Genomic DNA, 19950 nt, shown 5'->3' with positions numbered 1-19950 from the left:
CATGCTAATGAAGAGTTCGGCTGAACGATGAGGTATCCCCGATCCCCGCGAGCGGAGGGCCTTCATGCCTCTGGCTCCTCGGACCCCGGAGAGCCGATCTCAGGCACCCGATAGGAGCGGGTGTGTCGGGCGGGCCAGCCAAGGAATCGGTCGAACATGTCACTGGCGCACCCGGTGGTGGTGGGGTTGAGCTTATGCAGGTCGTCGATGGCGTCGTGGAGCAGACGGGCCAGGTAGAGGAACAGGCTGATCGGGTTGCCGTCGTACTCGGTGACGAGGGCTAGCTTCGCCCGGCCACAGGGCCAGGGTTGGCCGCAGGCGCGGCAGAGCCAGATCGGGCGCAGCGGGGTGTGCTCCCTTGGCCCGGAGTCGAGGCGTTGGGCTTGGGTGAGGTGCGTGGGCTCCTCCTGGGGCCGGGCGGCAGAAGTCGCTCCGGTGGCATCAAGCCGGTCTCGCTCCTGGGCGCTCACGTCTTTCCCCACTCAGTAGGTCGGCTTGGAATGGCAGCGAAACGGCCGGCGCAGCGGCTCCTGCTCTCACCCGTCTCTGCCATGCGTCTACACAAGCCCTGGCGGTCGCTGACGCCCAGCGCGGCAACCACGCAGAACTGGCGCATCCCCATTGCGTCACACGATCTGAGCTGGGTGAATGGACCGTGACGGATGGCGGCGACGGGAGGCGGCACGTGGCGGATAGGCGTCGGCACCGACTTGCCCAGCGCCGCAAGACGATCGGCCTGAGCCAGGAACGCCTCGCCGAAGCCCTCGGCGTCGACCGCTCCACCATCGTGCGGTGGGAACGGGCGGAGACTGACCCGCAGCCCTGGCACCGGCCACGTCTCGCCGCGGCCCTCAAGCTGTCGATCGAGGAACTGGCCGACCTCCTGGCCGACGTCGGCCAGGCACCGGCACCGCCCGACGAGCGTCTCGGCTACGTGCTGCGCAACCCCGGCCGCGTCGACCTGATCGCTGTGGCGCACCTGAGGGAGCGCGTGCGGCGCCTCGACGAGCGCTACGACCAGACGCCCTCGACGCTCCTGCTCGCCGAGGCCGGGCAACTACACGGTCAGGCGATCTTCCTTCGCCAGCACGCCAGCAACGGGCCGGTTCAGCGCGAGCTGGCGGCAGCAGTCGCCGAGTCCGCGACGCTGATGGGCCAACTCGTCTGGGACGCCTCGCAGCGGCGCGACCATGTCGCCAGCGCCGCCTACTTCGACCAGGCGATCAGCGCGGCCCAGGAGACGCGAGACCCGGTCACCGAGGCCAACGCGTTGCTCCGCAAGAGCTACGTCGCCCTCTACGGCACCAAGCAACCCAACGCCGGTCTCGTCCTGACGATCCGCGCCGCCGCCGTCAGTCACAACGACAGTCACGTCATCGCCGGCCTCGCCCAACTGCACCGGGCTGAGGCACACGCGATGCTCGGTCAGGCCGGGGATTGCTCCGACGCCCTCGGTGCCGCTGAAGCTCACTTCGCCGCCGTCGACGCCCGAGACCCAGCCGCCGACATCTTCTGCCCCAGCCACTACACGAGGCTCGCGGGCTCCTGCTGGCTCTCCCTCAACAGGCCAGACCAAGCCGTGACAGCACTGGAGAACGCCCGACACCTGATCGCCCTACGTCGCAAATCCACTGCCGTCATCCTCGGCAACCTGGCCCTCGCCAGCATCCTCCAACGCGACGTCGACGCCGCAACGTCCTATTTGCACCGGGCCATCGACGTCATCGAGCGGACCCGTGCCGGCGGCGGACTCAACCTCGCCTTCGCCGCCGCCCGGCAACTACGCCCCTGGCGCAACGAGCCCCCGGTCCAGGACGTGAACGACCGACTCCTCACCCTCATGAGCCCCTAGGAGCATCAACGTGACCGACATCGACCGCGCCAAACACGCCGTTCGACACCACGTATGGGACCTCCTCGAACGTCAAGGCGCCGCCCCACCCGGCGTGCACGGTCACATCCCCGACTTCGTCGGCAAGGAGGAGGCCGCAGCCCACCTCGCGGAACTGGACATCTGGAAGAACGCCCGAGTCATCAAGTGCAACCCGGACCGGGCCCAACTTCCCGTCCGGGTACGAGCCCTGCGGGAAGGCAAACTGCTCTACATGGCGGTCCCGAAACTCGCCACCCCAAAGCCGTTCTACCTGCTCGACCCCGCCAGCCTCACCGCACCGACCGAGACCGCAGCTACCAGTGGCGGCGCACCGCAGGTCGCTCCCACCGTGGGACCCGACGAGATGCGTCCGGTGGACCTCATCGTCTGCGGCAGCGTCGCTGTCAGTCGCCACAGCGGCGTGCGGGTCGGCAAGGGCGCCGGCTACTCCGACCTGGAGATCGCCCTCCTCACCGAGGCCGGACTCGTCACCACCGAGACCGCCATCGCCACCACGATCCACCAGACCCAACTCCTGGATGACGAACTGCCCAACGCGGACCATGACTTCAGCGTCGACTTTGCGATCACGCCGAACGAGGTAGTGGCTTGCAGACCCAACCGGGGACGGCCGTCCGGAATCATCGGATCAAACCTTCGCCAAGATCAGCTCGACAGCATTCCGATACTGCGCGCCTAGCGACTGTCGCCACAGGACAGCAAAAGGCCCGGGGCCTTCTCGCTAACGAGGCTCGCGCCCGGCCTGCCGGCGGGTTCAACGAGGAAGATTTTTCCTTGCCTTCAACTGCCCCTGCCTGTCACGTAGACCGGTCGAGTAGCACAGGCCGTCACCGGCAGGCCCCGACGGTAGCGGGCTCAGATCCAGCCTGCACTGGCTGCGGCCAACCGGGGATCCGCCCACCCACGGTGTGCCGGAATCCGACAGCTGGAGCACCTTTACGTCAGAGTGACATTAACTCTAGTGTCGATCCATGTCCGACGATCGCTGGGTCACCCCGAGGGTTCTTCTCGCGGTGGACCTCGTCATTCTCACGCTGCGCCGAGCCGTCCTCCAGGTCCTGCTGATCGAGCGCGGCGTCGAACCTCACCGCGGTGCACTGGCGCTGCCCGGCGGCTTCATCGGCCACGATGAGGAAGAGCTGCTCGCCGCCGCCCACCGCGAACTCGCCGAGGAAACCGGCTTTGGCGCCGACCGGCCGCACCTCGAACAACTTGGCGTCTACGGGACACCTGGGCGCGACCCGAGAGGCCGGGTGATCTCGGTCGCCTACCTGGCGATCGCGCCGGCCCTGCCGGAGCCCGTCGCCGGCACCGACGCCTCTTCGGCCTACTGGAGACCCGTCGACGAGTCCCTCGCTGGGGACGTCCGGCTCGCCTTCGACCACCGGCGGATCCTCGCTGACGGGGTCGAGCGTGCCCGGGAGAAGCTCGAACGCACCGCACTCGCCACCGCGTTTTGCGGACCGACGTTCACGATCGCCGAACTCCGCACCGTCTACGAGGCGGTATGGGGTGCGCCCCTCGACCCCCGCAATTTCTACCGCAAGGTTCGCAGCGTGGACGGCTTCATCGTCCCGGTGCAGGCAACCCGACGGACGGACGGCGGCCGGCCGGCCCAGCTGTTCCGGCCGGGCCCTCACACCACACTGCATCCCCCCATGGTCAGGCCTTCGGGACCCGGCCCGGCGGACAAGGAGACGGCATGAGCACCAAAGATCGACTCGTCGTGATCCTCACGGCGCTCAATCTGGAGTACCAGGCGGTTTGCGAGCGGTTGTCCGACCTTACGGTGCACCGGCACGCTGCCGGGACCCGTTTCGAGATCGGCCGGCTCGGCCGCGGAGGCTGCCGCGTCGCGCTGGCCTTGGTGGGCAAGGGCAACCACCCGGCCGCCGTCCTCGCGGAGCGCGCGATGGCCGAGTTCTCCCCGGCCGCCGTACTCTTCGTGGGCGTCGCCGGAGGTCTGTGGCCAAACATCCGGCTCGGCGACGTGGTGGTGGCGAGCAAGGTCTATGCCTACCACGGCGGCACCAGCGAAAACGACGGGCTCAAGGCCCGGCCCAAGGCCTGGGAGATCCCGCACGAGGCCGACCAGATCGCACACCACGTAGCACGCTCCGGGCGGTGGCGCGACGGGCTCACCGCCGAGCCACATCCCGCTACCGTCCACTTCGGTGCCATCGCGGCCGGTGAGGTGGTGCAGGACTCGGCGGTCTCGGAGCAGGCGCGGTGGATCCGCCAGCACTACAACGACGCGTTGGCGATCGAGATGGAGGCAGCGGGCGTCGCCCAGGCCGGGCACCTCAACCGCGCCCTGCCGGTTGTGGTGGTGCGGGGCATCAGTGACCACGCCGACGGCACCAAGACGAGCACCGATGGACACAACTGGCAGCCCCGGGCGGCACGGCACGCCGCCGCGTTCGCCGTTGCACTGGCCCAGGAACTAGTGAATAACTCCCCGGCCCCCGCAACCAGTGACATCGACAGCGACAGGAGTGCGCCCGTGCGAATGACGAACCGGAACGTGGCCACCGGCAACGCCCGGGTGGGTATCCAGGCCGGGCAGATTCAGGGTGGGGTCGTCATCGGCGCCGGCGCCGATCGACCGGCCGACCTGACGGCGAGCCTCGGCGAGCTGCGGCGTGGCCTAAAGCAGGCGCACCGGGACGGTGGCCTCGACAACGACACCTACGAGGCCGCCGAAGCGGAGCTGGACACCGCCGTCGACTGCGTCCGGGAGGGGGTGGCCGGCAGCAGGAACAGGCTGCTGCTCGCACTGCGGCGGCTGCGTGGCCTCGTCGGCGAGGTGGCTGAGTTGGCCGCACACCTCGCAAGCATTATCGCCGCGGTCAAGGCGTTCCAGTGACGACCGAAGCGGCGACGAACGTCGCGGACAGAGACGCGTACGTTGGCGTGCAGGCCGGTACTGTGCACGGCGGCATCAACTACTACACCCTGCCCCCCGATCCGACCCCGGAGCAGCAGTTCGAGGCTGGGGTGAAGTACCTCGACGCCCGGGTACGCGACGAGGCGGTGCGGCTGCTCGAACGCGCCGCCGCCGGTGGCCTCCAGACCACCGAGGTGCAGTTCTACCGGTTGATCGCCCTCCTCAGCGGGCGCACCCTGCGTCAGCTCGGGGACGGTGAGCTGGACCGCCTCACCGCCATCTGCGGCAGCCTGCCGCCGCTCGATGCCAACGAACCGTGGGCCGCCGGCGTGCAGGCCGTACTTCGGCTGCTGAAGCCGGTCAGCCCGGCCGAAGCAGAATTCGTCATCAAGGAGATCGACGCGCTGGGTGATCGGCAGCGGGAGAGCGTCTACGGCCACCTCGAGGCACTGCTCGACGGCACGATCCAGGACGAGATGTGGCAACGGTCCGTTGCTCTGGCGGTATCGCGGCGCACCGGCGACGACCGGGTCGACCGGGTATGGAAGTTCTTCCAACCCGTGCCCGCACAACCCCGTACCCGGGAGGTGGCTCCCGCCGCCGTGACCGTGCGCAACTGGCTCCAGTTCGGCATCGCCGCGGCCTTCGCCGCGCTCTCCGTCGCCTCCCTGGTCGCGTTGGCCATCGCGACGGGACGACTCGGTCCCATCGCCGGCGCGCTCGTCGGCGTCGGCGGGCTCGCCGCCTACGGTGTCGGGGGTGCCGATCGCCACTACCGCTTGGCGCGCATGCACGCCAAGGAGGCACAGTTGCGCCCGCCCACCCAACGCCGTCCCGAAGCGCCGACGGGCGGATTCGCGAGCAGGGTGGACCGCATGTTCAACCACTACTTCGCCCGGTATGTGCCGCGCGGCACCGATCGCGGGTACTGGCTCGACCAGACCGCGGGCATACGGAGGCAGCTGCGTGACGAGCTGGTGGAGATCTACCGGGAACAGCGCATCGGAGCCGACCGCGTCGCCTGGTTGGTCCGGCACCTCGTCGGGGACGTCCGAAACCGGTGGGAGCGCGACACTCTCACGGCCCACCGGCAGGAGCTGCGTCTCCCCGTCCGTACACGCAACCTCCATCTCGGCGGCCTGGTACTGCTCACCGGTGGCGGCGTCCTGGCCATGGCGGGCAACATCACGCTTGATCCCCTGCACGCCGTCGCGTGGCTCCTGCTGGCGGTGGCCTCGGCGGTGCCGGCCAAACGTGCCGGATTCCGCATCATCGCCGAACGGCGCCGCGTAGCCGACGATGTCGCGGAACGACTGCTCCGGGACCAAGCCCAATGGGCGGCGTACCGCAAGTGGCAGGCGAAGCTGGCCGACAGCCCCTCCGACGCCGAGATGGCGGCCTGGCTGGAACACGACCGCAAGGTCCTCGTCGACCAGGCCATGAGGCAATTCCAACTGCATCCCAGCCAGGTCATCGCGCACGCATTCATCGAGGCACCCGGCCGCGCCTGCAAGCGGGCCCGCTATCCCCGTGGCCCCTGGCGATACTCCCGGTATCAGCTCCTGCTCTTCCTGCTCACCCAGGATGGTGTGCGACAGGTCGACATCGAACTGGACTTCGAGCTGGCCACGAGCCGGATCACCCAGCGCCTCAACTATCGCTTCGACGCTGTCGCCGCCGTACGGATCGAAGGGACCGCCGGACAGCAGCAGACCTTCAAGCTGACGCTCTTCAACGGCGACCCGGTTTCGGTGCAGGTAAGCGTGCCAGATGGCGAGACCGACCCACATGAGGACGACCCGACAAAGATCACCGAGCTGTCACAGGACGCGTCCGGACTCAGCCACACCCTGCACGTCCTGGAAGGGATCGCCGCTGAAGGTAAGCAGTGGGTGAGGCACCGCCGCCGCCGCGCCGATGAGAAACTTGCCAGCCTCGCAAGCACCATTCGGGATGTGAGCGATTGACGACGACTCCTCTCCGGGAATTGCGGCGGACGCTGGCGCTCGTTCGCCGAGTCGGACCCGACCAAGGTCGGCGAAGGTGACCTTGCCTGGACCGCCGCCAGCCCAGGTCTCGCCGGCCGGCAACACCAGCCACGATCACGCCGTGATCGGCTCGCTCAGCCGCCCGGCGCGCACCCGCTGGCATCCATCGGCTAATACTGGTCGAACCAGTTCTCGCTGGTGCTGGACTCGACGTCAGCCCCGGGAACACGAAAAGGCCCCGACCCGGTGTCAACCACCAGGTCAGGGCCTTGATCGTTGGTGCGCCGCCAGGGACTCGAACCCCGAATCCCCGGATTGAAGGATCGCGGGCGGGGACGAGCCGATCCGGTTACGCGCCGCGCAGGGTCGCGCCGAGACGTTCCGCCGCTACCGCGACCGCCGCGTCCCGGGCCGCCACCGCCTCCTCGACGGTCAGCGTCCGGTCCGGGGCCCGGAAGGTCAGCTTGTACGCCAACGACCGGCGACCATCGCCGAGCTGAGCCCCCGAGTAGACGTCGAACAGCCGCACGTCCTCCAGCAGCTCCCCGGCACCCGCCTCCAGCGCCCGGCGCACCTGCTCGGCCGGGACCGAGTCGTCCACCACAAGGGCCACGTCGATCAGCGCCGGCGGGAAGCCGGACACCGTCGGCGCGGGCGTCACCGGGGTCGCCGGCAGCGCGTCCAGGTCCAGCTCCATCGCGCAGGTGCGCCGGGGTAGCTCCAGCGCCGCTACCACCACCGGGTGCAGCTCACCGGCGTGCCCGACGACAGCGCCGTCGACCCGCAGCTCGGCGCAGCGGCCCGGGTGCCACGGCGCGTACTCGGCCGCGCGCACCTCCACCCGCTCGTCGGGGACCCCGGCGGCGGCCAGCACGTCACGCGCCGCCTCGATCGCGTCCGCCCAGCCGGCCGGGCGACCCGGACCCCACCAGCCGGCCGGGTCGAGGTCGCCGGCGAGCACCACCGCGACGTGCACCGGCTGCGCCGGCACTACCGCGTCGGCGGCGGCGAACTCCGCGTCGGTGGGACGCCGGTCCACGCCCATCGCCGGCGGGCTGCCGGCGCCGAGGCGCGGGTGGAAGACCGCCCCGATCTCGTAGAGGGCGAGATCGCGGTGCCCCCGGCCGAGGTTGCGCTTGAGGGTGCCGAGCAGCGGGCCGAGCAGCGTGGTGCGCAGCAGCGGCTCCTCCTCGGACAGCGGGTTGGCCAGCCGCACCGCGGGCCGGCGCGGGTCGTCGGCCGGCAGGCCGAGCTGGTCGGCAAGCTCCGGCGACACGAACGGGTGCGCGAGCACCTCCACGTACCCCCGCTCGGCCAGCGACCAGGCCACGGCCCGGCGGCGACGCTGCCGCGGGGTCAACCCGCGGCCGGGGGGTGCGGTCGGCAGCACCGCGGGCACCTTGTCGTACCCGTCGAGCCGAACCACCTCCTCGACCAGGTCGGCCGGGTCGGTCAGGTCGGGCCGCCAGGTCGGCGGGGTGACGCTCAGCGTGATCCCGACGCCGCTGGCCACGCCGACCGCGCCCGGGTCCTCGGACAACCGGTCCGCGCCCTGCGCGACGGTGCAGCCGACCCGTTCCAGCAGGGCGACCACCCGCGCCGGCGGGTACTCGACGCCGACCCGCCGGGTCGGCAGGTCCGCCGGAAGGCTGATCGGGGTACGCGGCCGGACGTGGTCGATGTCCAGGATCTCCGCGCTCGGTGTGCCCCCGCCGTGCTCGGTGAGCAGCCGCACGGCCCGCTCCAACGCGACAAGCGCCACCGCCGGGTCGACGCCCCGCTCCCAGCGCTTCGCGGCCTCGCTGAACAGCTTGTGTCGACGGGCGGTGCGCCCGACCATCGCCGGGTCCCAGTGCGCCGCCTCGAACAGCACGGTGGTGGTGTCGGCGACGACCTCGCTGGTCTCGCCGCCCATCACCGCCGCCAGCGAGATCGGCCCGGTGTCGTCGCAGATGACCATGTCGTCGGCCGTCAGCACCCGGTTGACGCCGTCCAGGGTGGTCAGCTTCTCCCCCGCCTCGGCGCGGCGGACCACAAGCGGCCCGGCGATCCGGTCGGCGTCGAAGGCGTGCATCGGCTGGCCCAGCTCCAGCATCACATAGTTGGTGATGTCGACCGGCAGCGAGATGCTGCGGATGCCGGCGGTGACGAGCCGCTGGGACATCCAGGACGGTGTGGGCGCGTTCGGGTCGACGCCGCGGACCACGCGGGCGGCGTACCGGTCGCAGCCGACCGTGTCGCGGACCTCCACCGGGTACGCCGGGGTCTCGGTGCCGCCCGGGGCGGGCACCAGGGCCGGGTCGCGCAACGGCACGTCGAAGGCGTGCGACAGCTCCCGGGCCAGGCCGCGCAGGCTCAGCGCGTACCCCCGGTCGGGGGTGATCTCCAGGTCGAGCACGACGTCGTCGAGGCCGACCACCGGGCGCGCGTCGTCGCCCGGCTTGGCCGTCACGTCCGGTCCGAGCACGATGATGCCGGAGTGGTCGTCGCCCAGGCCCAGCTCCTTGGCCGAGCAGATCATGCCCGCCGAGTTGTGCCCGTACGTCTTGCGGGCGCCGATGGCGAAGCCGCCGGGCAGCACACCGCCGGGCAGGATCACCACCACCCGGTCGCCCACGGCGAAGTTACGCGCACCGCAGACGATCTCCTGCGGCTCACCGGTGCCGTTGGCGGCACCCACGTCGACCCGGCAGAACCGGATCGGCTTCTTGAAGCCGGTGAGCTCCTCGATCTCGCGGACCTCACCGACGACGAGCTGACCGGTGACGGTCTCGGCCAGGTCCACAACGGACTCGACCTCGATGCCGAGGTCGACAAGGGCCTGCTCCAGGTCGCCGGTGGGCAGGTCGGCGGGGAGATCGACGTACTCCCGCAGCCAACTGACAGAAACTCGCATGACGTCAGACCACCGTTCCCATGTCTCGTACCCGCATCGCCTACGCCTCGGTCCCGAGCGCCCGGCTGAACCGCACGTCGCCCTCGAAGAGATGGCGGATGTCGCTGACCCCGTGCCGGACCATCAGGGTCCGGTCGATACCCATGCCGAAGGCGAACCCGGAGTAGACCTCCGGGTCGACGCCGCAGGCGCGCAGCACCCGCGGGTTGACCATCCCGCAGCCACCCCACTCGACCCACTGCGGGCCGTCGCGGTGCTCCGGGAACCACACGTCGAACTCCGCCGACGGCTCGGTGAACGGGAAGTAGTGCGGCCGCCACCGGGTCTTCGCCTCCGGGCCGAACATGGCGCGGGCGAAGTGGTCCAGGGTGCCCCGCAGGTGCGCCATCGTGATGCCCTTGTCGACCACCAGGCCCTCGGCCTGGTGGAACACCGGGCTGTGGGTGGCGTCGATCTCGTCGGTGCGGTAGACGCGGCCGGGCACGATCACGTAGATCGGCGGCTTGCGGCTGAGCATCGTGCGGGTCTGCACCGTCGAGGTGTGCGTACGCAGCACCAGGCCGGAGCCCTCCGGTGCGATGTGGAAGGTGTCCATCAACCCGCGCGCCGGATGGTCGGCGGGGATGTTCAACGCGTCGAAGTTGACCCACTCCAGGTCGACCTCGGGCCCCTCGGCCACCTCGTAGCCCATCCCGACGAAGAGATCACTGATCGACTCCATCAGGGTGCTCAGCGGGTGCCGGGCCCCCCGCGGACGCCTGTCGTAGGGCAGGGTGACGTCCACCCGCTCCTCCACCAGCACCCGCTGGGCCTGTTCGCGTTCCAGCACCTCGGCGCGGTCGGCGTACGCGGTCTCGATCGCCCGGCGGGCCTCGTTGACCCGCTTACCCGCGTCGGACTTCGCGGCCGGCGGCAACGCGCCGATCTCCCGGCGCGCGAGGGAGACCGGGGACCGGTCCCCCAGGTGCACCGAACGCAGCGCGGTCAGCGCGTCCGGGTCGGCGGCGGCCTCGAACGCCTTCGTGGCGTCCGCGACGGCCTCGGCCAGGGCGGCGGGGTCGAGCAGGGCGACCTGCTTCGGGTCGTACGGATCGTTGCGATAACTCATGGCGTACGGGCACTCCCTCACGGCGGCGCCAGCCCTCAGCGGGGCGGCTAAGCGAGTCTACGGACGCGCGGCTGTGCCGCAGCCCGCCGGTAGGAGTAGTGCAGGGAGCAGGTCAGGCCCGCCGCCCGCCGACACCGGCGGGCTGGCTAAACGAACGCCGTTGCGCGTTCATGGACGGACGCTCTCCCCTGCTGTCAGTCGCGCCGGGCACGATCACCGTCAGCGCTGTGCTCTCGCTGAAGCGTACAGGCACACCGCCGCCGCGGCAGCCAGGTTAAGGCTCTCCGCGCGCCCGTACAGCGGCACCCGCACCCGGGCGTCGGCGGCGGCGGTCAACTCATCGGGCAGCCCGTGCGCCTCCGAGCCGAACAACCAGGCGGTGGGCCCGACGAGCCGACCGTAGTCGGTCAGGTCGTCCAGGTCGCTGTCGCCGTACCCCGTGGTGGCGAAGATCGACAGCCCGGCGGCGCGCAGCGCGTCGACCACAGCGACCGGGTCGGTGGCGCGGACCACGTCGACGTGGAACAGGCTGCCGGCCGAGGCCCGCACACACTTGCCGTTGTACGGGTCGACGGCGTCGCCGGCGAAGACCACCGCACCCGCCCCGGCCGCGTCGGCGGTGCGCAGCACCGTGCCGGCGTTACCCGGGTCGCGGATCTCGGCGAGCACCGCCACCAGCCGGGGCGTGTTCGCGAGGGCCTGCTGGAGTGACACGTCGAGGTGCCGGCAGACCGCGACCAGCCCCTGCGGGGCGACGGTCTCGGCCAACGCGGCGAGGGCCTCGTCGGTCACCTCGGAGACGGGCACGTCGGCGCGGGCCGCCGTGGCGGCCAGCTCCGGATACCTGTCGAGCGCGGCGGGCGTACCGAACAGCTCGGTGACCACCCCCGGCCGCGCGAGGGCCTCGCGGACCGCCTGTGGTCCCTCGGCCAGGAATCGGCCGGTCGCGTCGCGGTCGCGTCGGCGCTGCAACCGCCGGGCGGCGACAACCCTGGGGGTACGCGGGGTGAAGGCCATGGTGTGCGTTCCTCCGGCACGATCGAGGCGCCCCCCGGACGGCGGTGCCGACACGGGAGACGCCTCGCTCTGGTGCGTGGGGATCAGGCGGCCTGAGCCGCCGCGCCGCCGGTGCCCTCGGCCGTGACCGCGGCCCGGGCCAGCTCGACGATCGCCGCGAAGGAAGCGGCGTCGTTGACGGCCATGTCGGCCAGGATCTTGCGGTCGACCTCGATGCCAGCCAGACGCAGGCCCTGGATCAGGCGGTTGTAGGTCATCCCGTTCGCCCGGGCGCCCGCGTTGATCCGCTGAATCCACAGCTGCCGGAAGTCGCCCTTGCGGTCGCGACGGTCCCGGTAGGCGTACTGCATCGAGTGCAGCACCTGCTCCTTGGCCTTGCGGTACAGCCGGGAGCGCTGACCGCGGTAACCGCTCGCGGTCTCCAGCAGGGTACGACGCTTCTTCTGGGCGTTCACAGCCCGCTTGACGCGTGCCATCTCAACTCCTTAAAACGTAAAGGTGGCGCGCGTCAGCGGCCGAGCAGCTTCTTGATGCGCTTGACGTCGGCCTTGGCCACCTCGACCGTGCCGGTCAACCGGCGGGTACGGGTGGAAGACTTACCTTCCAACAGGTGGCGCTTGCCGGCCTGCTCGGCCACGATCTTGCCACGGCCGGTCACCTTGACCCGCTTGCCCATACCCGTGTGGCTCTTCATCTTCGGCATGTGGAACGTCTTCTCCCCTGTTACTCGCCGCTGGTGTCGGCGGCGAGGCCGGTGTTACCGGCTGCTGCGGTCTCGCCGACCGCCGCGGTCTCATCGGCTGCCGGAGCGGCGGACTCGTCCGCTGCCCGGTCCCGAGGCCCACCGCGGGACGCCGTAGCGGCAACCGCGGAGGCCTTGACGGCCCGGTGCGGAGCGAGAACCATGATCATGTTTCGGCCGTCCTGCTTGGGAGCGGCCTCGACGTATCCCAGGTCCGTGATCTCGGATTCGAGCCGGCGCAGGAGCCGGTAACCCAGCTCCGGACGACTCTGCTCGCGACCGCGGAACATGATCGTCACCTTGACCTTGTCGCCCGCCTTGAGGAACCGCACCACGTGACCCTTCTTGGTCTCGTAGTCGTGCGGGTCGATCTTCGGTCGAAGCTTCATTTCCTTGATGACGGTCTGCTGCTGGTTACGCCGCGCTTCGCGCGCCTTGAGTGCGCTCTCATACTTGAACTTGCCGAAGTCCATGAGCTTGCACACCGGCGGGCGCGCCATCGGCGCAACCTCGACCAGGTCCAGATCGACGTCCGCGGCCAGCTGAAGGGCGCGCTCCAGCGGGACGATGCCCACCTGCTCACCCTCGGGGCCGACCAGTCGGACCTCACGTGCCCGGATCTGCTCGTTCACGCGTGGTTCGACGCTGATGGGGCCTCCTCGAGTCGTTTCTGCTCAGGTGCCGACCCCCGCGGCTCCCAGGTGGGAACCGACCTGGAAAGCAGAAGGCCCCGGCGCATGCCAGGGCCCGCTCGACCGGTCAGCACGATCACAGGATCGCTCATCCGACGCCGGGACGTGCCCGGAACCGGTGACCGGACCCGGCCACCGTAGCGGCGACTCGGGTGGGAGCAGGCGCTCCGCTTTCAAGGCTGCCTGCTCGCATGCGGAGACAGCCTGGTCGACTCGATAACACTACACCCGCGCCCCGACCGCCCCCAAACCGGGCACACCCAACCACGCTGGGGGTCGACGGGGTCGACGAGTCGGCGGCCCGGCACGGGGTCAAGATCCACGCATTTCCCCCGAAACTGCTGCCTCGGGGCGGGCTGAGGCAGCAGTTTCGGTGATGTTGCTCGGATCTTGGAGCGCTGGGACGTGCGGTGACCGCGCGGGCCGGGCAGAGGGCGCGATGGTTGGGCTCAGTGACGCGTGGCGCGCTCGGCGAGGCGGGCCTGGTGTGCCTGGTGCAGTCGGCGCAGCGCGCGGACCCCGTCGACGGCGAACTCCTTGTCGGCGGCCTGTAGGGCGATCATCGGCAGCAGGTCGTCGTCGTGTAACTCCAGGCTGGCCCACGGCGCACCCCGGTCGAAGCGGACACCCCGGACGACCTCCCAGGGCAGCTCGTAGGAGCTGATGACGTTACGGACCCGGATGCCGCGCACATCCGCCTCCACCCGAGGACGGGTGAACAGCAGGAAGCCGAGAGCACCGAAGACGCCGAGGCCGATCATGGCGATCTGGTCGCCGCGCTGGAAGCTGCCGTAACCATCGCCGGTCGGGCCACTCAGCGACGTGGCGACCAGAGCGAACACCACCACCAGGACAGCCGCTGCCGACCAGCAGACCACGCGGATGCGGCGGGGCTTCAGGCGGACCAGCTCGGTTTCACTCACCCCACCAGTCTGCCACCCACACCCACCCAGCAAACGCACCACCCGCCGAGCCACCACCCCGAGCTGACCCCAGGCCGGCACGGCCGTCGCAGGTTCCGCGCTTCCGCCCCGGGCCAGCACGACAGATCCACTCGGGCTTCAGGAATCGGGGGTGTCCCTGGCGGGCGGACACCCCCGATTTCCCGAAAACGAGTTGATCAAGCGGGTTGTCGGTCAGAGGCGGCAGGCGTGGATGTTGGTGACGAGGATGGCGCGGGCGCCCAGCTCGTACAGTTCGTCCATGATGCGGTGGACGTCGTCGCGGAGCACCATCGCCTGCACCGCCACCCACCCCTCGCGGTGCAGCGGCGACACGGTGGGCGACTCGATGCCCGGAGTGAGCCCGCTGGCCCGTTCCAGCAGACCGGCGGGCACGTCGTAGGCGAGCATCACGTAGCGGCGGGCGACCAGCACACCGTGCAGGCGGCGCAGCAACTGCTCGGCCTGCGCGTGCGGCGGCGCGCCGACGCGGCGGACCAGCACCGCCGACGAGCGCAGCAGCGGCTCGCCGAAGACCACGAGGCCCGCCTGGCGCAGGGTGGCACCGGTCTCCACCACGTCCGCGATCACGTCGGCGACGCCGAGGCGTACGGCGTTCTCCACAGCGCCGTCGAGGCGGATCACGTCGGCCTTGAGGCCCGCCTCGCCGAGGTGCCGCTCGACCAGCCCGGGGTACGCGGTGGCGATCCGGTGCCCACCCAACTGCTGCACGGAGGCGATGTCGTCGGGGCGGGCGGCGAAGCGGAAGGTGGCCTGCCCGAAGGTGAGGTCGACGACCTCCTCGGCGGGCGCGGCCGAGTCGATCAGCAGGTCCCGGCCGGTGATCCCGAGGTCGAGGTCACCGGACCCGACGTAGGTGGCGATGTCCTTGGGGCGCAGGTAGAAGAACTCGACGTCGTTGGCCTCGTCGCGGCAGACGAGGTCCTTGGGGTCGGTGCGCTGGCGGTAGCCCGCCTCGCGCAGCATCTGGGCGGCCGGTTCGGCCAGGGTGCCCTTGTTGGGGATGGCGACACGCAGCATGACCGAGTGCTCCTTCGATCCGAATGGCGATCAACGGGTGGGATTGCACTCACAGATGTCGGTAGACGTCCTTGAGGTCGAGCCCACTGGCGAGCATGAGCACCTGGACCTGGTAGAGCAGTTGGGAGATCTCCTCGGCGGTGCGCTCCGGCCCCTCGTACTCGGCGGCCATCCACGACTCGGCCGCCTCCTCGACGACCTTCTTGCCGATGAAGTGCACGCCCTTTTCCAGGGCGGCGACGGTGCCCGAGCCCGGGGTGCCGGCGGCGGCCTTGGCCTGCAACTCGGCGAACAACTCCTCGAACGTCTTCACGGGAGCCGATTCTTCCAGCCGCCGGGCCGGCACCCCGCGTCCGGGTCCGCCGAAATCCAGCAAGCGGACAATTCCCTAGCAACATGGTGGGACAAACGACCAAGCAGACCTGTCGATACCTCTACGCTGTCGGCCATGGCCAGCAGCTCACGCCTCCTCGCGCTCGCCCTCGCCGGTGCGGTCGTCGCCGCCGCCGGTGGGTGCGCGCCACAGGAGGATAAACCGAACCCCACAGTCACGGCGCCGTCCTGCGCCAAGGACAGCCTGCCCACCCGTACGCCGGGCAAGCTCACCATCGCCACCGACCAGCCGGCGTACGAGCCGTGGTTCGCCAAGGACAAGCCGGACAGCGGCGAGGGCTTCGAATCCGCCGTCGCGTACGCGGTGGCTGAGAAGCTCGGCTACGCCCGTGCCGACGTCACGTGGACCCGGGTCAAGTTCGACACCGCGATCGCACCGGGGCCGAAGAACTTCGACTTCGACATCAACCAGTTCTCCATCACCGAGGAACGCAAGCGGGCTGTCGACTTCTCCGCACCGTACTACCTGGTCCGGCAGACCGTGATCGCGCTGAAGTCCTCGAAGATCGCCGGCCGGAAGTCGTTGGCGGAGCTGCGCGACGCCAAGCTCGGCGCCCAGGTCGGCACCACCAGCTACCAGGCGATCACCGACGTGCTCAAGCCGACCAGGGAGCCACAGGTCTACAACAGCAACGACGACGCCAAGAAGGCCCTCCAGAACGGGCAGATCGACGGTCTGGTGGTGGACCTGCCGACCGCCTTCTACATCACCGGCGCGGAGATCAGCGACGCGACGATCGTCGGGCAGGTGCCGCAGGTCGGCTCACCGGAGGCCTTCGGGCTGCTGCTGGACAAGAACTCCCCGCTGACCTCCTGCGTCACCGGCGCGGTCGGCCAGCTCACCGAGGCGGGCACGCTGAAGCAGTTGGAGCAGAAGTGGCTCGCGCAGGTGGCGGGGGCGGCCGAGCTGCGGTGACCCTGCTCGAACACGTCCCGTCCGAGGCGCAGCGGCGACGGTCCGCGTACCGGAACCGGCAGACCGTCCACAGCGTGCTCGTCGCGGCCTGCTCCACGGCGGCCCTCGGCACGCTGCTCGTCGTCGCGGTGACCGGTGCGCCCGGCTGGGAGCGGGTCCGGCGGTCGTTCCTGGATCCGGGGGTCGCCTCCGACGCGCTGCCCGCGGTGCTGAGCGGGCTCTGGCTCAACGTACGGCTGCTGGTCTGCTGTGCGGTCGGCGCGCTGCTGCTCGGGCTGGTGATCGCGGTGCTGCGGACGCTGCGCGGCCCGGTCTTCTTCCCGGTCCGGGCGCTGGCCGCCGGCTACACCTACACCTTCCGCGGCCTGCCGCTGATCATCGTGCTGTACCTGCTCACCCTCGGCGTGCCGGGGTTGCGGTTGCAGGGCATGCCGCCGGTGCTGGTGCTGGGTGGGATCGCGTTGGTCCTCACCTACGGCGGTTACCTCGCCGAGGTGTTCCGGGCCGGCATCGAGTCGGTGCACCCCAGTCAGCTCGCGGCGGCCCGCTCGTTGGGCCTGACCTACCGGCAGACGATGCGGCACGTGGTTTTGCCGCAGGCAGTGCGCCGGGTGGCGCCACCGCTGCTCAACGACGTGGTGGCGTTGCAGAAGGACGTCGGGCTGGTCTCCCTCGCGGGGCCGATCGACGCGGTCCGCGCCGCGCAGATCGCCACCGCCCAGTCGTTCAACTACACGCCGTACGTCGTGGCGGGCGTGCTCTTCGTGCTGCTCGCGATCCCGCTGATCGCGGTGACCGACTGGGTGACGCTGCGCGCGGCACGCCGACAGTCGGGAGGCTGACCATGGCTCTGCTGCGCTGCCGGGGCCTGCGCAAGGAGTTCGCGGGCACCGTCGTGCTCGACCAACTCGACCTGACGGTCGCCGAGCACCAGGTGGTGGCCCTGATCGGCGCGTCCGGGTCGGGCAAGTCGACGCTGCTGCGCTGCGTGAACCTGCTGGACGACCTCGACGACGGCACCATCGAGTTGGACGGGGAGGACATCTCCGACCCCCGGGTGGACCCGGACCGGGTCCGGCGACGGATCGGCATGGTCTTCCAGGCGTACAACCTCTTTCCGCACCTGAGCGTCCTGGACAACATCACCCTGGCGCCGCGCCGCGTACACCGTCGGGGTCGGGCGGAGGCGGAGGCCCAGGCCCGGGAGCTGCTCGACCGGGTGGGGCTCGGCGCCCGGGCGGACGCCTACCCGGACCGGCTCTCCGGCGGACAACAGCAGCGGGTGGCGATCGTCCGGGCGCTGGCCAACTCACCTCGACTGATGCTGCTCGACGAGGTCACCTCCGCGCTGGACCCGGAACTCGTCGGTGAGGTGCTGGCGATGATCCGGGACCTGAAGGCCGACGGCATGACCATGGTGCTGGCCACCCACGAGATGGGCTTCGCCCGGGAGGTCGCCGACCAGGTGTGCTTCCTCGACGCCGGGCGGGTCGTCGAGAGCGGGCCGCCGGAGCAGGTGCTCGGCGAGCCGACCCAGCCCCGTACCCGGCAGTTCCTGCACCGGATCATCGAGGCCGGCCGGCTCTGAGGGCCCCCCGCAGAGCCAGCCGGGCCGGCAACTGTCGAAGCCGACCGGGGCGGCAGCGGCGGCCGAGGCGTCAGCCGCCGAATCCGACCCGCTGGGCGTTGCCGGCCGCCACCGCTCGCACGGCAAGCGCGGCGTCGAGCGCGGCGACGGTGGCCGCCCAGCCCTTGTCCTCGGCCGAGCCGGGCAGACCGGCCCGGTCGCGGGCCTGCTCGATCGTCTCCACCGTCAGCACCCCGTGCGCCACCGGCTTGCCCTCGTCCAACGCCACCCGGGTCAGCCCGTCGGTGACCGAGCGGCACACGTAGTCGAAGTGGGCTGTCGAGCCGCGAACCACCACGCCGAGCGCCACCACCACGTCACAGCGGCGGGCGAGGGCCTGGGCCACCACCGGCAACTCGACCGAGCCGGCGACCCGGGCCACGACGGAACGCGCCCCGCACGCCTCGGCGGCAGCCATCGCCCGCTCCAGCATGTGGTCGGTCAGATCACCGTGCCAGCGGGCCGCCACGATCCCGACGGTCAGCCCCGCGGCGTCCACCGCGTCGACTCCCGGCTCACCGAAACCCGCCATCGTCATGCTCCGATCTCGTCGTTGGCGACCGGGCGCCCCAGCGGCGCCTCGGACACCTCGTCCAACTCGCCCAGCAGGTGACCCATCCGGTCCCGCTTGGTGCGCAGGTAGCGCAGGTTCTCCGGGTGCGCGCCGGCCGGCAGCCCCTCCCGGCCCGTGATGGTCAACCCGTACCCCTCCAGCCCGGCCCGCTTCGCCGGGTTGTTGGTCAACAGTCGCATCGAGCGCACGCCCAGGTCGTAGAGGATCTGGGCGCCGGTGCCGTAGTCCCGGGCGTCGGCCGGCAGGCCCAGGTCGAGGTTGGCGTCGACGGTGTCGCGGCCGGAGTCCTGCAACTGGTACGCCTGCAACTTGTGCAGCAGCCCGATGCCGCGCCCCTCGTGGCCGCGGATGTAGAGGACCACGCCCCGGCCCTCGCGGGCGACCCGGGCCAGCGCGGCGTCCAACTGCGGCCCGCAGTCGCAGCGCAGCGAGCCGAACACGTCCCCGGTCAGGCACTCCGAGTGCACCCGGACCAGCACGTCCTGGCCGTCGCCGAGGTCACCCAGCACCATGGCGACGTGTTCGGCCGGGTCGTGCGCGGCGCGGTAGCCGAGCGCCCGGAACACCCCGTGCCGGGTGGGCATCCGGGCGTCCGCGACCAGCTCGACCTGCTTCTCGGTACGCCGCCGGTAGGCGATCAGATCGGCGATGGTGATCAGCATGAGGCCGTGCTCGGCGGAGAACTTCTCCAGGTCCGGTAGCCGCATCATGGTGCCGTCGTCGTTGATCAGCTCGCAGAGCACACCCGCCGGACGCAACCCGGCCAGCCGGGTCAGGTCGATCCCCGCCTCGGTGTGCCCGGGTCGCCGCAACACCCCGCCCTCGCGGGCGCGCAACGGCACCACGTGGCCGGGCCGGGCCAGGTCGGTCGAGTCGGTCGCCGCGCCGGCGAGCAGCCGGCTGGTATGGGCCCGGTCGGCCGCCGAGATGCCGGTGCCGATCCCCTCCCGGGCGTCCACTGTCACCGTGTACGCGGTGCCGCGCCGATCCTGGTTGGTGTGGTGCATCGGCGGCAGATCGAGGCGGTCGGCCTCGCTCTCGGTCACCGCCACGCAGACGTACCCGGAGGTGTAGCGCACCATGAACGCCATCAGCTCCGGCGTGGCCAGCTCGGCCGCGAAGATCAGGTCGCCCTCGTTCTCCCGGTCCGCGTCGTCGACCACGACGACCGGCCGCCCGGCCGCGATCTCCGCGATCGCCTGCTCGATATCCCCAAAGCTGGTCATGCCGCCAC

General features: G+C 70.6%; 20 protein-coding genes. 8 read left to right on the top strand and 12 right to left on the bottom strand.

The window, feature by feature from the left end; genetic code table 11:
* Positions 1 to 62: 62 nt before the first annotated feature.
* Positions 63 to 344, bottom strand: a complete 282-nt coding sequence (locus AB0A95_RS26080; RefSeq protein WP_357558400.1) for a hypothetical protein — start codon at positions 342 to 344, stop codon at positions 63 to 65.
* 341 nt (positions 345 to 685) lie between these two features.
* Here AB0A95_RS26080 and AB0A95_RS26075 point away from each other — a divergent pair, with 341 nt between their 5' ends.
* From AB0A95_RS26075 to AB0A95_RS26055, 5 genes are all read left to right on the top strand, one after another.
* Complete coding sequence (locus AB0A95_RS26075) at positions 686 to 1852, top strand: helix-turn-helix transcriptional regulator (protein ID WP_357558379.1); 1167 nt, start codon at positions 686 to 688, stop codon at positions 1850 to 1852.
* A gap of 10 nt (positions 1853 to 1862) precedes the next feature.
* Positions 1863 to 2573, top strand: coding sequence for a 5-formyltetrahydrofolate cyclo-ligase (locus AB0A95_RS26070; protein WP_357558378.1), 711 nt, complete (start codon positions 1863 to 1865; stop codon positions 2571 to 2573).
* Positions 2574 to 2865: 292 nt separating this feature from the next.
* On the top strand, positions 2866 to 3600 hold the full coding sequence (locus AB0A95_RS26065) for an NUDIX domain-containing protein (protein WP_357558377.1): 735 nt from the start codon (positions 2866 to 2868) through the stop codon (positions 3598 to 3600).
* Positions 3597 to 4760 (top strand): 5'-methylthioadenosine/S-adenosylhomocysteine nucleosidase, encoded by a 1164-nt coding sequence (locus AB0A95_RS26060; protein WP_357558376.1) that lies wholly within the window; start codon positions 3597 to 3599, stop codon positions 4758 to 4760. Before AB0A95_RS26065 ends, AB0A95_RS26060 begins: the two co-directional genes overlap by 4 nt.
* Entirely contained in the window at positions 4757 to 6748 is a 1992-nt protein-coding gene (locus AB0A95_RS26055) for a hypothetical protein (RefSeq protein ID WP_357558375.1), read from the top strand. Before AB0A95_RS26060 ends, AB0A95_RS26055 begins: the two co-directional genes overlap by 4 nt.
* A 370-nt stretch (positions 6749 to 7118) precedes the next feature.
* Here AB0A95_RS26055 and pheT read toward each other — a convergent pair whose 3' ends face one another.
* From pheT to AB0A95_RS26010, 9 genes are all read right to left on the bottom strand, one after another.
* The gene (gene pheT, locus AB0A95_RS26050) at positions 7119 to 9665 is read right to left on the bottom strand and encodes a phenylalanine--tRNA ligase subunit beta (RefSeq protein ID WP_357558374.1); all 2547 of its coding nucleotides are present in this window, start codon (positions 9663 to 9665) and stop codon (positions 7119 to 7121) included.
* A gap of 40 nt (positions 9666 to 9705) precedes the next feature.
* The gene (gene pheS / locus AB0A95_RS26045; protein ID WP_357558373.1) at positions 9706 to 10773 is read right to left on the bottom strand and encodes a phenylalanine--tRNA ligase subunit alpha; all 1068 of its coding nucleotides are present in this window, start codon (positions 10771 to 10773) and stop codon (positions 9706 to 9708) included.
* Positions 10774 to 10992: 219 nt separating this feature from the next.
* Positions 10993 to 11844 carry an RNA methyltransferase gene (locus AB0A95_RS26040; RefSeq protein WP_357558372.1) on the bottom strand — a complete coding sequence of 284 codons (852 nt, stop codon included), beginning with the start codon at positions 11842 to 11844 and terminating at the stop codon, positions 10993 to 10995.
* Positions 11845 to 11873: 29 nt separating this feature from the next.
* On the bottom strand, positions 11874 to 12266 hold the full coding sequence (rplT, locus tag AB0A95_RS26035) for a 50S ribosomal protein L20 (RefSeq protein WP_007458417.1): 393 nt from the start codon (positions 12264 to 12266) through the stop codon (positions 11874 to 11876).
* 32 nt (positions 12267 to 12298) lie between these two features.
* Complete coding sequence (gene rpmI, locus AB0A95_RS26030; protein WP_110566082.1) at positions 12299 to 12493, bottom strand: 50S ribosomal protein L35; 195 nt, start codon at positions 12491 to 12493, stop codon at positions 12299 to 12301.
* 20 nt (positions 12494 to 12513) lie between these two features.
* Positions 12514 to 13164 carry a translation initiation factor IF-3 gene (infC, locus tag AB0A95_RS26025; protein WP_357558371.1) on the bottom strand — a complete coding sequence of 217 codons (651 nt, stop codon included), beginning with the start codon at positions 13162 to 13164 and terminating at the stop codon, positions 12514 to 12516.
* 509 nt (positions 13165 to 13673) lie between these two features.
* A complete protein-coding gene (locus tag AB0A95_RS26020) occupies positions 13674 to 14147 on the bottom strand; it encodes a PH domain-containing protein (RefSeq protein WP_357558370.1) in 474 nt (157 codons plus the stop codon).
* Positions 14148 to 14360: 213 nt separating this feature from the next.
* Positions 14361 to 15206, bottom strand: a complete 846-nt coding sequence (gene hisG / locus AB0A95_RS26015) for an ATP phosphoribosyltransferase (protein WP_357558369.1) — start codon at positions 15204 to 15206, stop codon at positions 14361 to 14363.
* A 49-nt stretch (positions 15207 to 15255) separates the two neighbouring features.
* Positions 15256 to 15519 carry a phosphoribosyl-ATP diphosphatase gene (locus AB0A95_RS26010; protein WP_357558368.1) on the bottom strand — a complete coding sequence of 88 codons (264 nt, stop codon included), beginning with the start codon at positions 15517 to 15519 and terminating at the stop codon, positions 15256 to 15258.
* 135 nt (positions 15520 to 15654) lie between these two features.
* On the opposite strand from AB0A95_RS26010, the gene AB0A95_RS26005 reads away from it, so the two are divergent.
* The 3 genes from AB0A95_RS26005 to AB0A95_RS25995 are packed head-to-tail and all read left to right on the top strand — an operon-like array spanning position 15655 to position 18103.
* Entirely contained in the window at positions 15655 to 16515 is an 861-nt protein-coding gene (locus AB0A95_RS26005; protein ID WP_357558367.1) for an ABC transporter substrate-binding protein, read from the top strand.
* Positions 16512 to 17357, top strand: coding sequence for an amino acid ABC transporter permease (locus AB0A95_RS26000; RefSeq protein ID WP_357558366.1), 846 nt, complete (start codon positions 16512 to 16514; stop codon positions 17355 to 17357). Before AB0A95_RS26005 ends, AB0A95_RS26000 begins: the two co-directional genes overlap by 4 nt.
* A gap of 2 nt (positions 17358 to 17359) precedes the next feature.
* Positions 17360 to 18103, top strand: coding sequence for an amino acid ABC transporter ATP-binding protein (locus AB0A95_RS25995; protein WP_357558365.1), 744 nt, complete (start codon positions 17360 to 17362; stop codon positions 18101 to 18103).
* A gap of 70 nt (positions 18104 to 18173) precedes the next feature.
* Here AB0A95_RS25995 and ribH read toward each other — a convergent pair whose 3' ends face one another.
* Both ribH and AB0A95_RS25985 read right to left on the bottom strand, forming a co-directional pair.
* Positions 18174 to 18674 (bottom strand): 6,7-dimethyl-8-ribityllumazine synthase, encoded by a 501-nt coding sequence (gene ribH, locus AB0A95_RS25990; RefSeq protein ID WP_357558399.1) that lies wholly within the window; start codon positions 18672 to 18674, stop codon positions 18174 to 18176.
* Positions 18675 to 18676: 2 nt separating this feature from the next.
* Positions 18677 to 19942, bottom strand: a complete 1266-nt coding sequence (locus AB0A95_RS25985; protein ID WP_357558364.1) for a bifunctional 3,4-dihydroxy-2-butanone-4-phosphate synthase/GTP cyclohydrolase II — start codon at positions 19940 to 19942, stop codon at positions 18677 to 18679.
* Positions 19943 to 19950: the final 8 nt, after the last annotated feature.

The organism is Micromonospora sp. NPDC049230 (assembly GCF_040647875.1).
Lineage (GTDB): Bacteria > Actinomycetota > Actinomycetes > Mycobacteriales > Micromonosporaceae > Micromonospora.
This window is presented reverse-complemented; position numbering and strand designations above follow the sequence as displayed.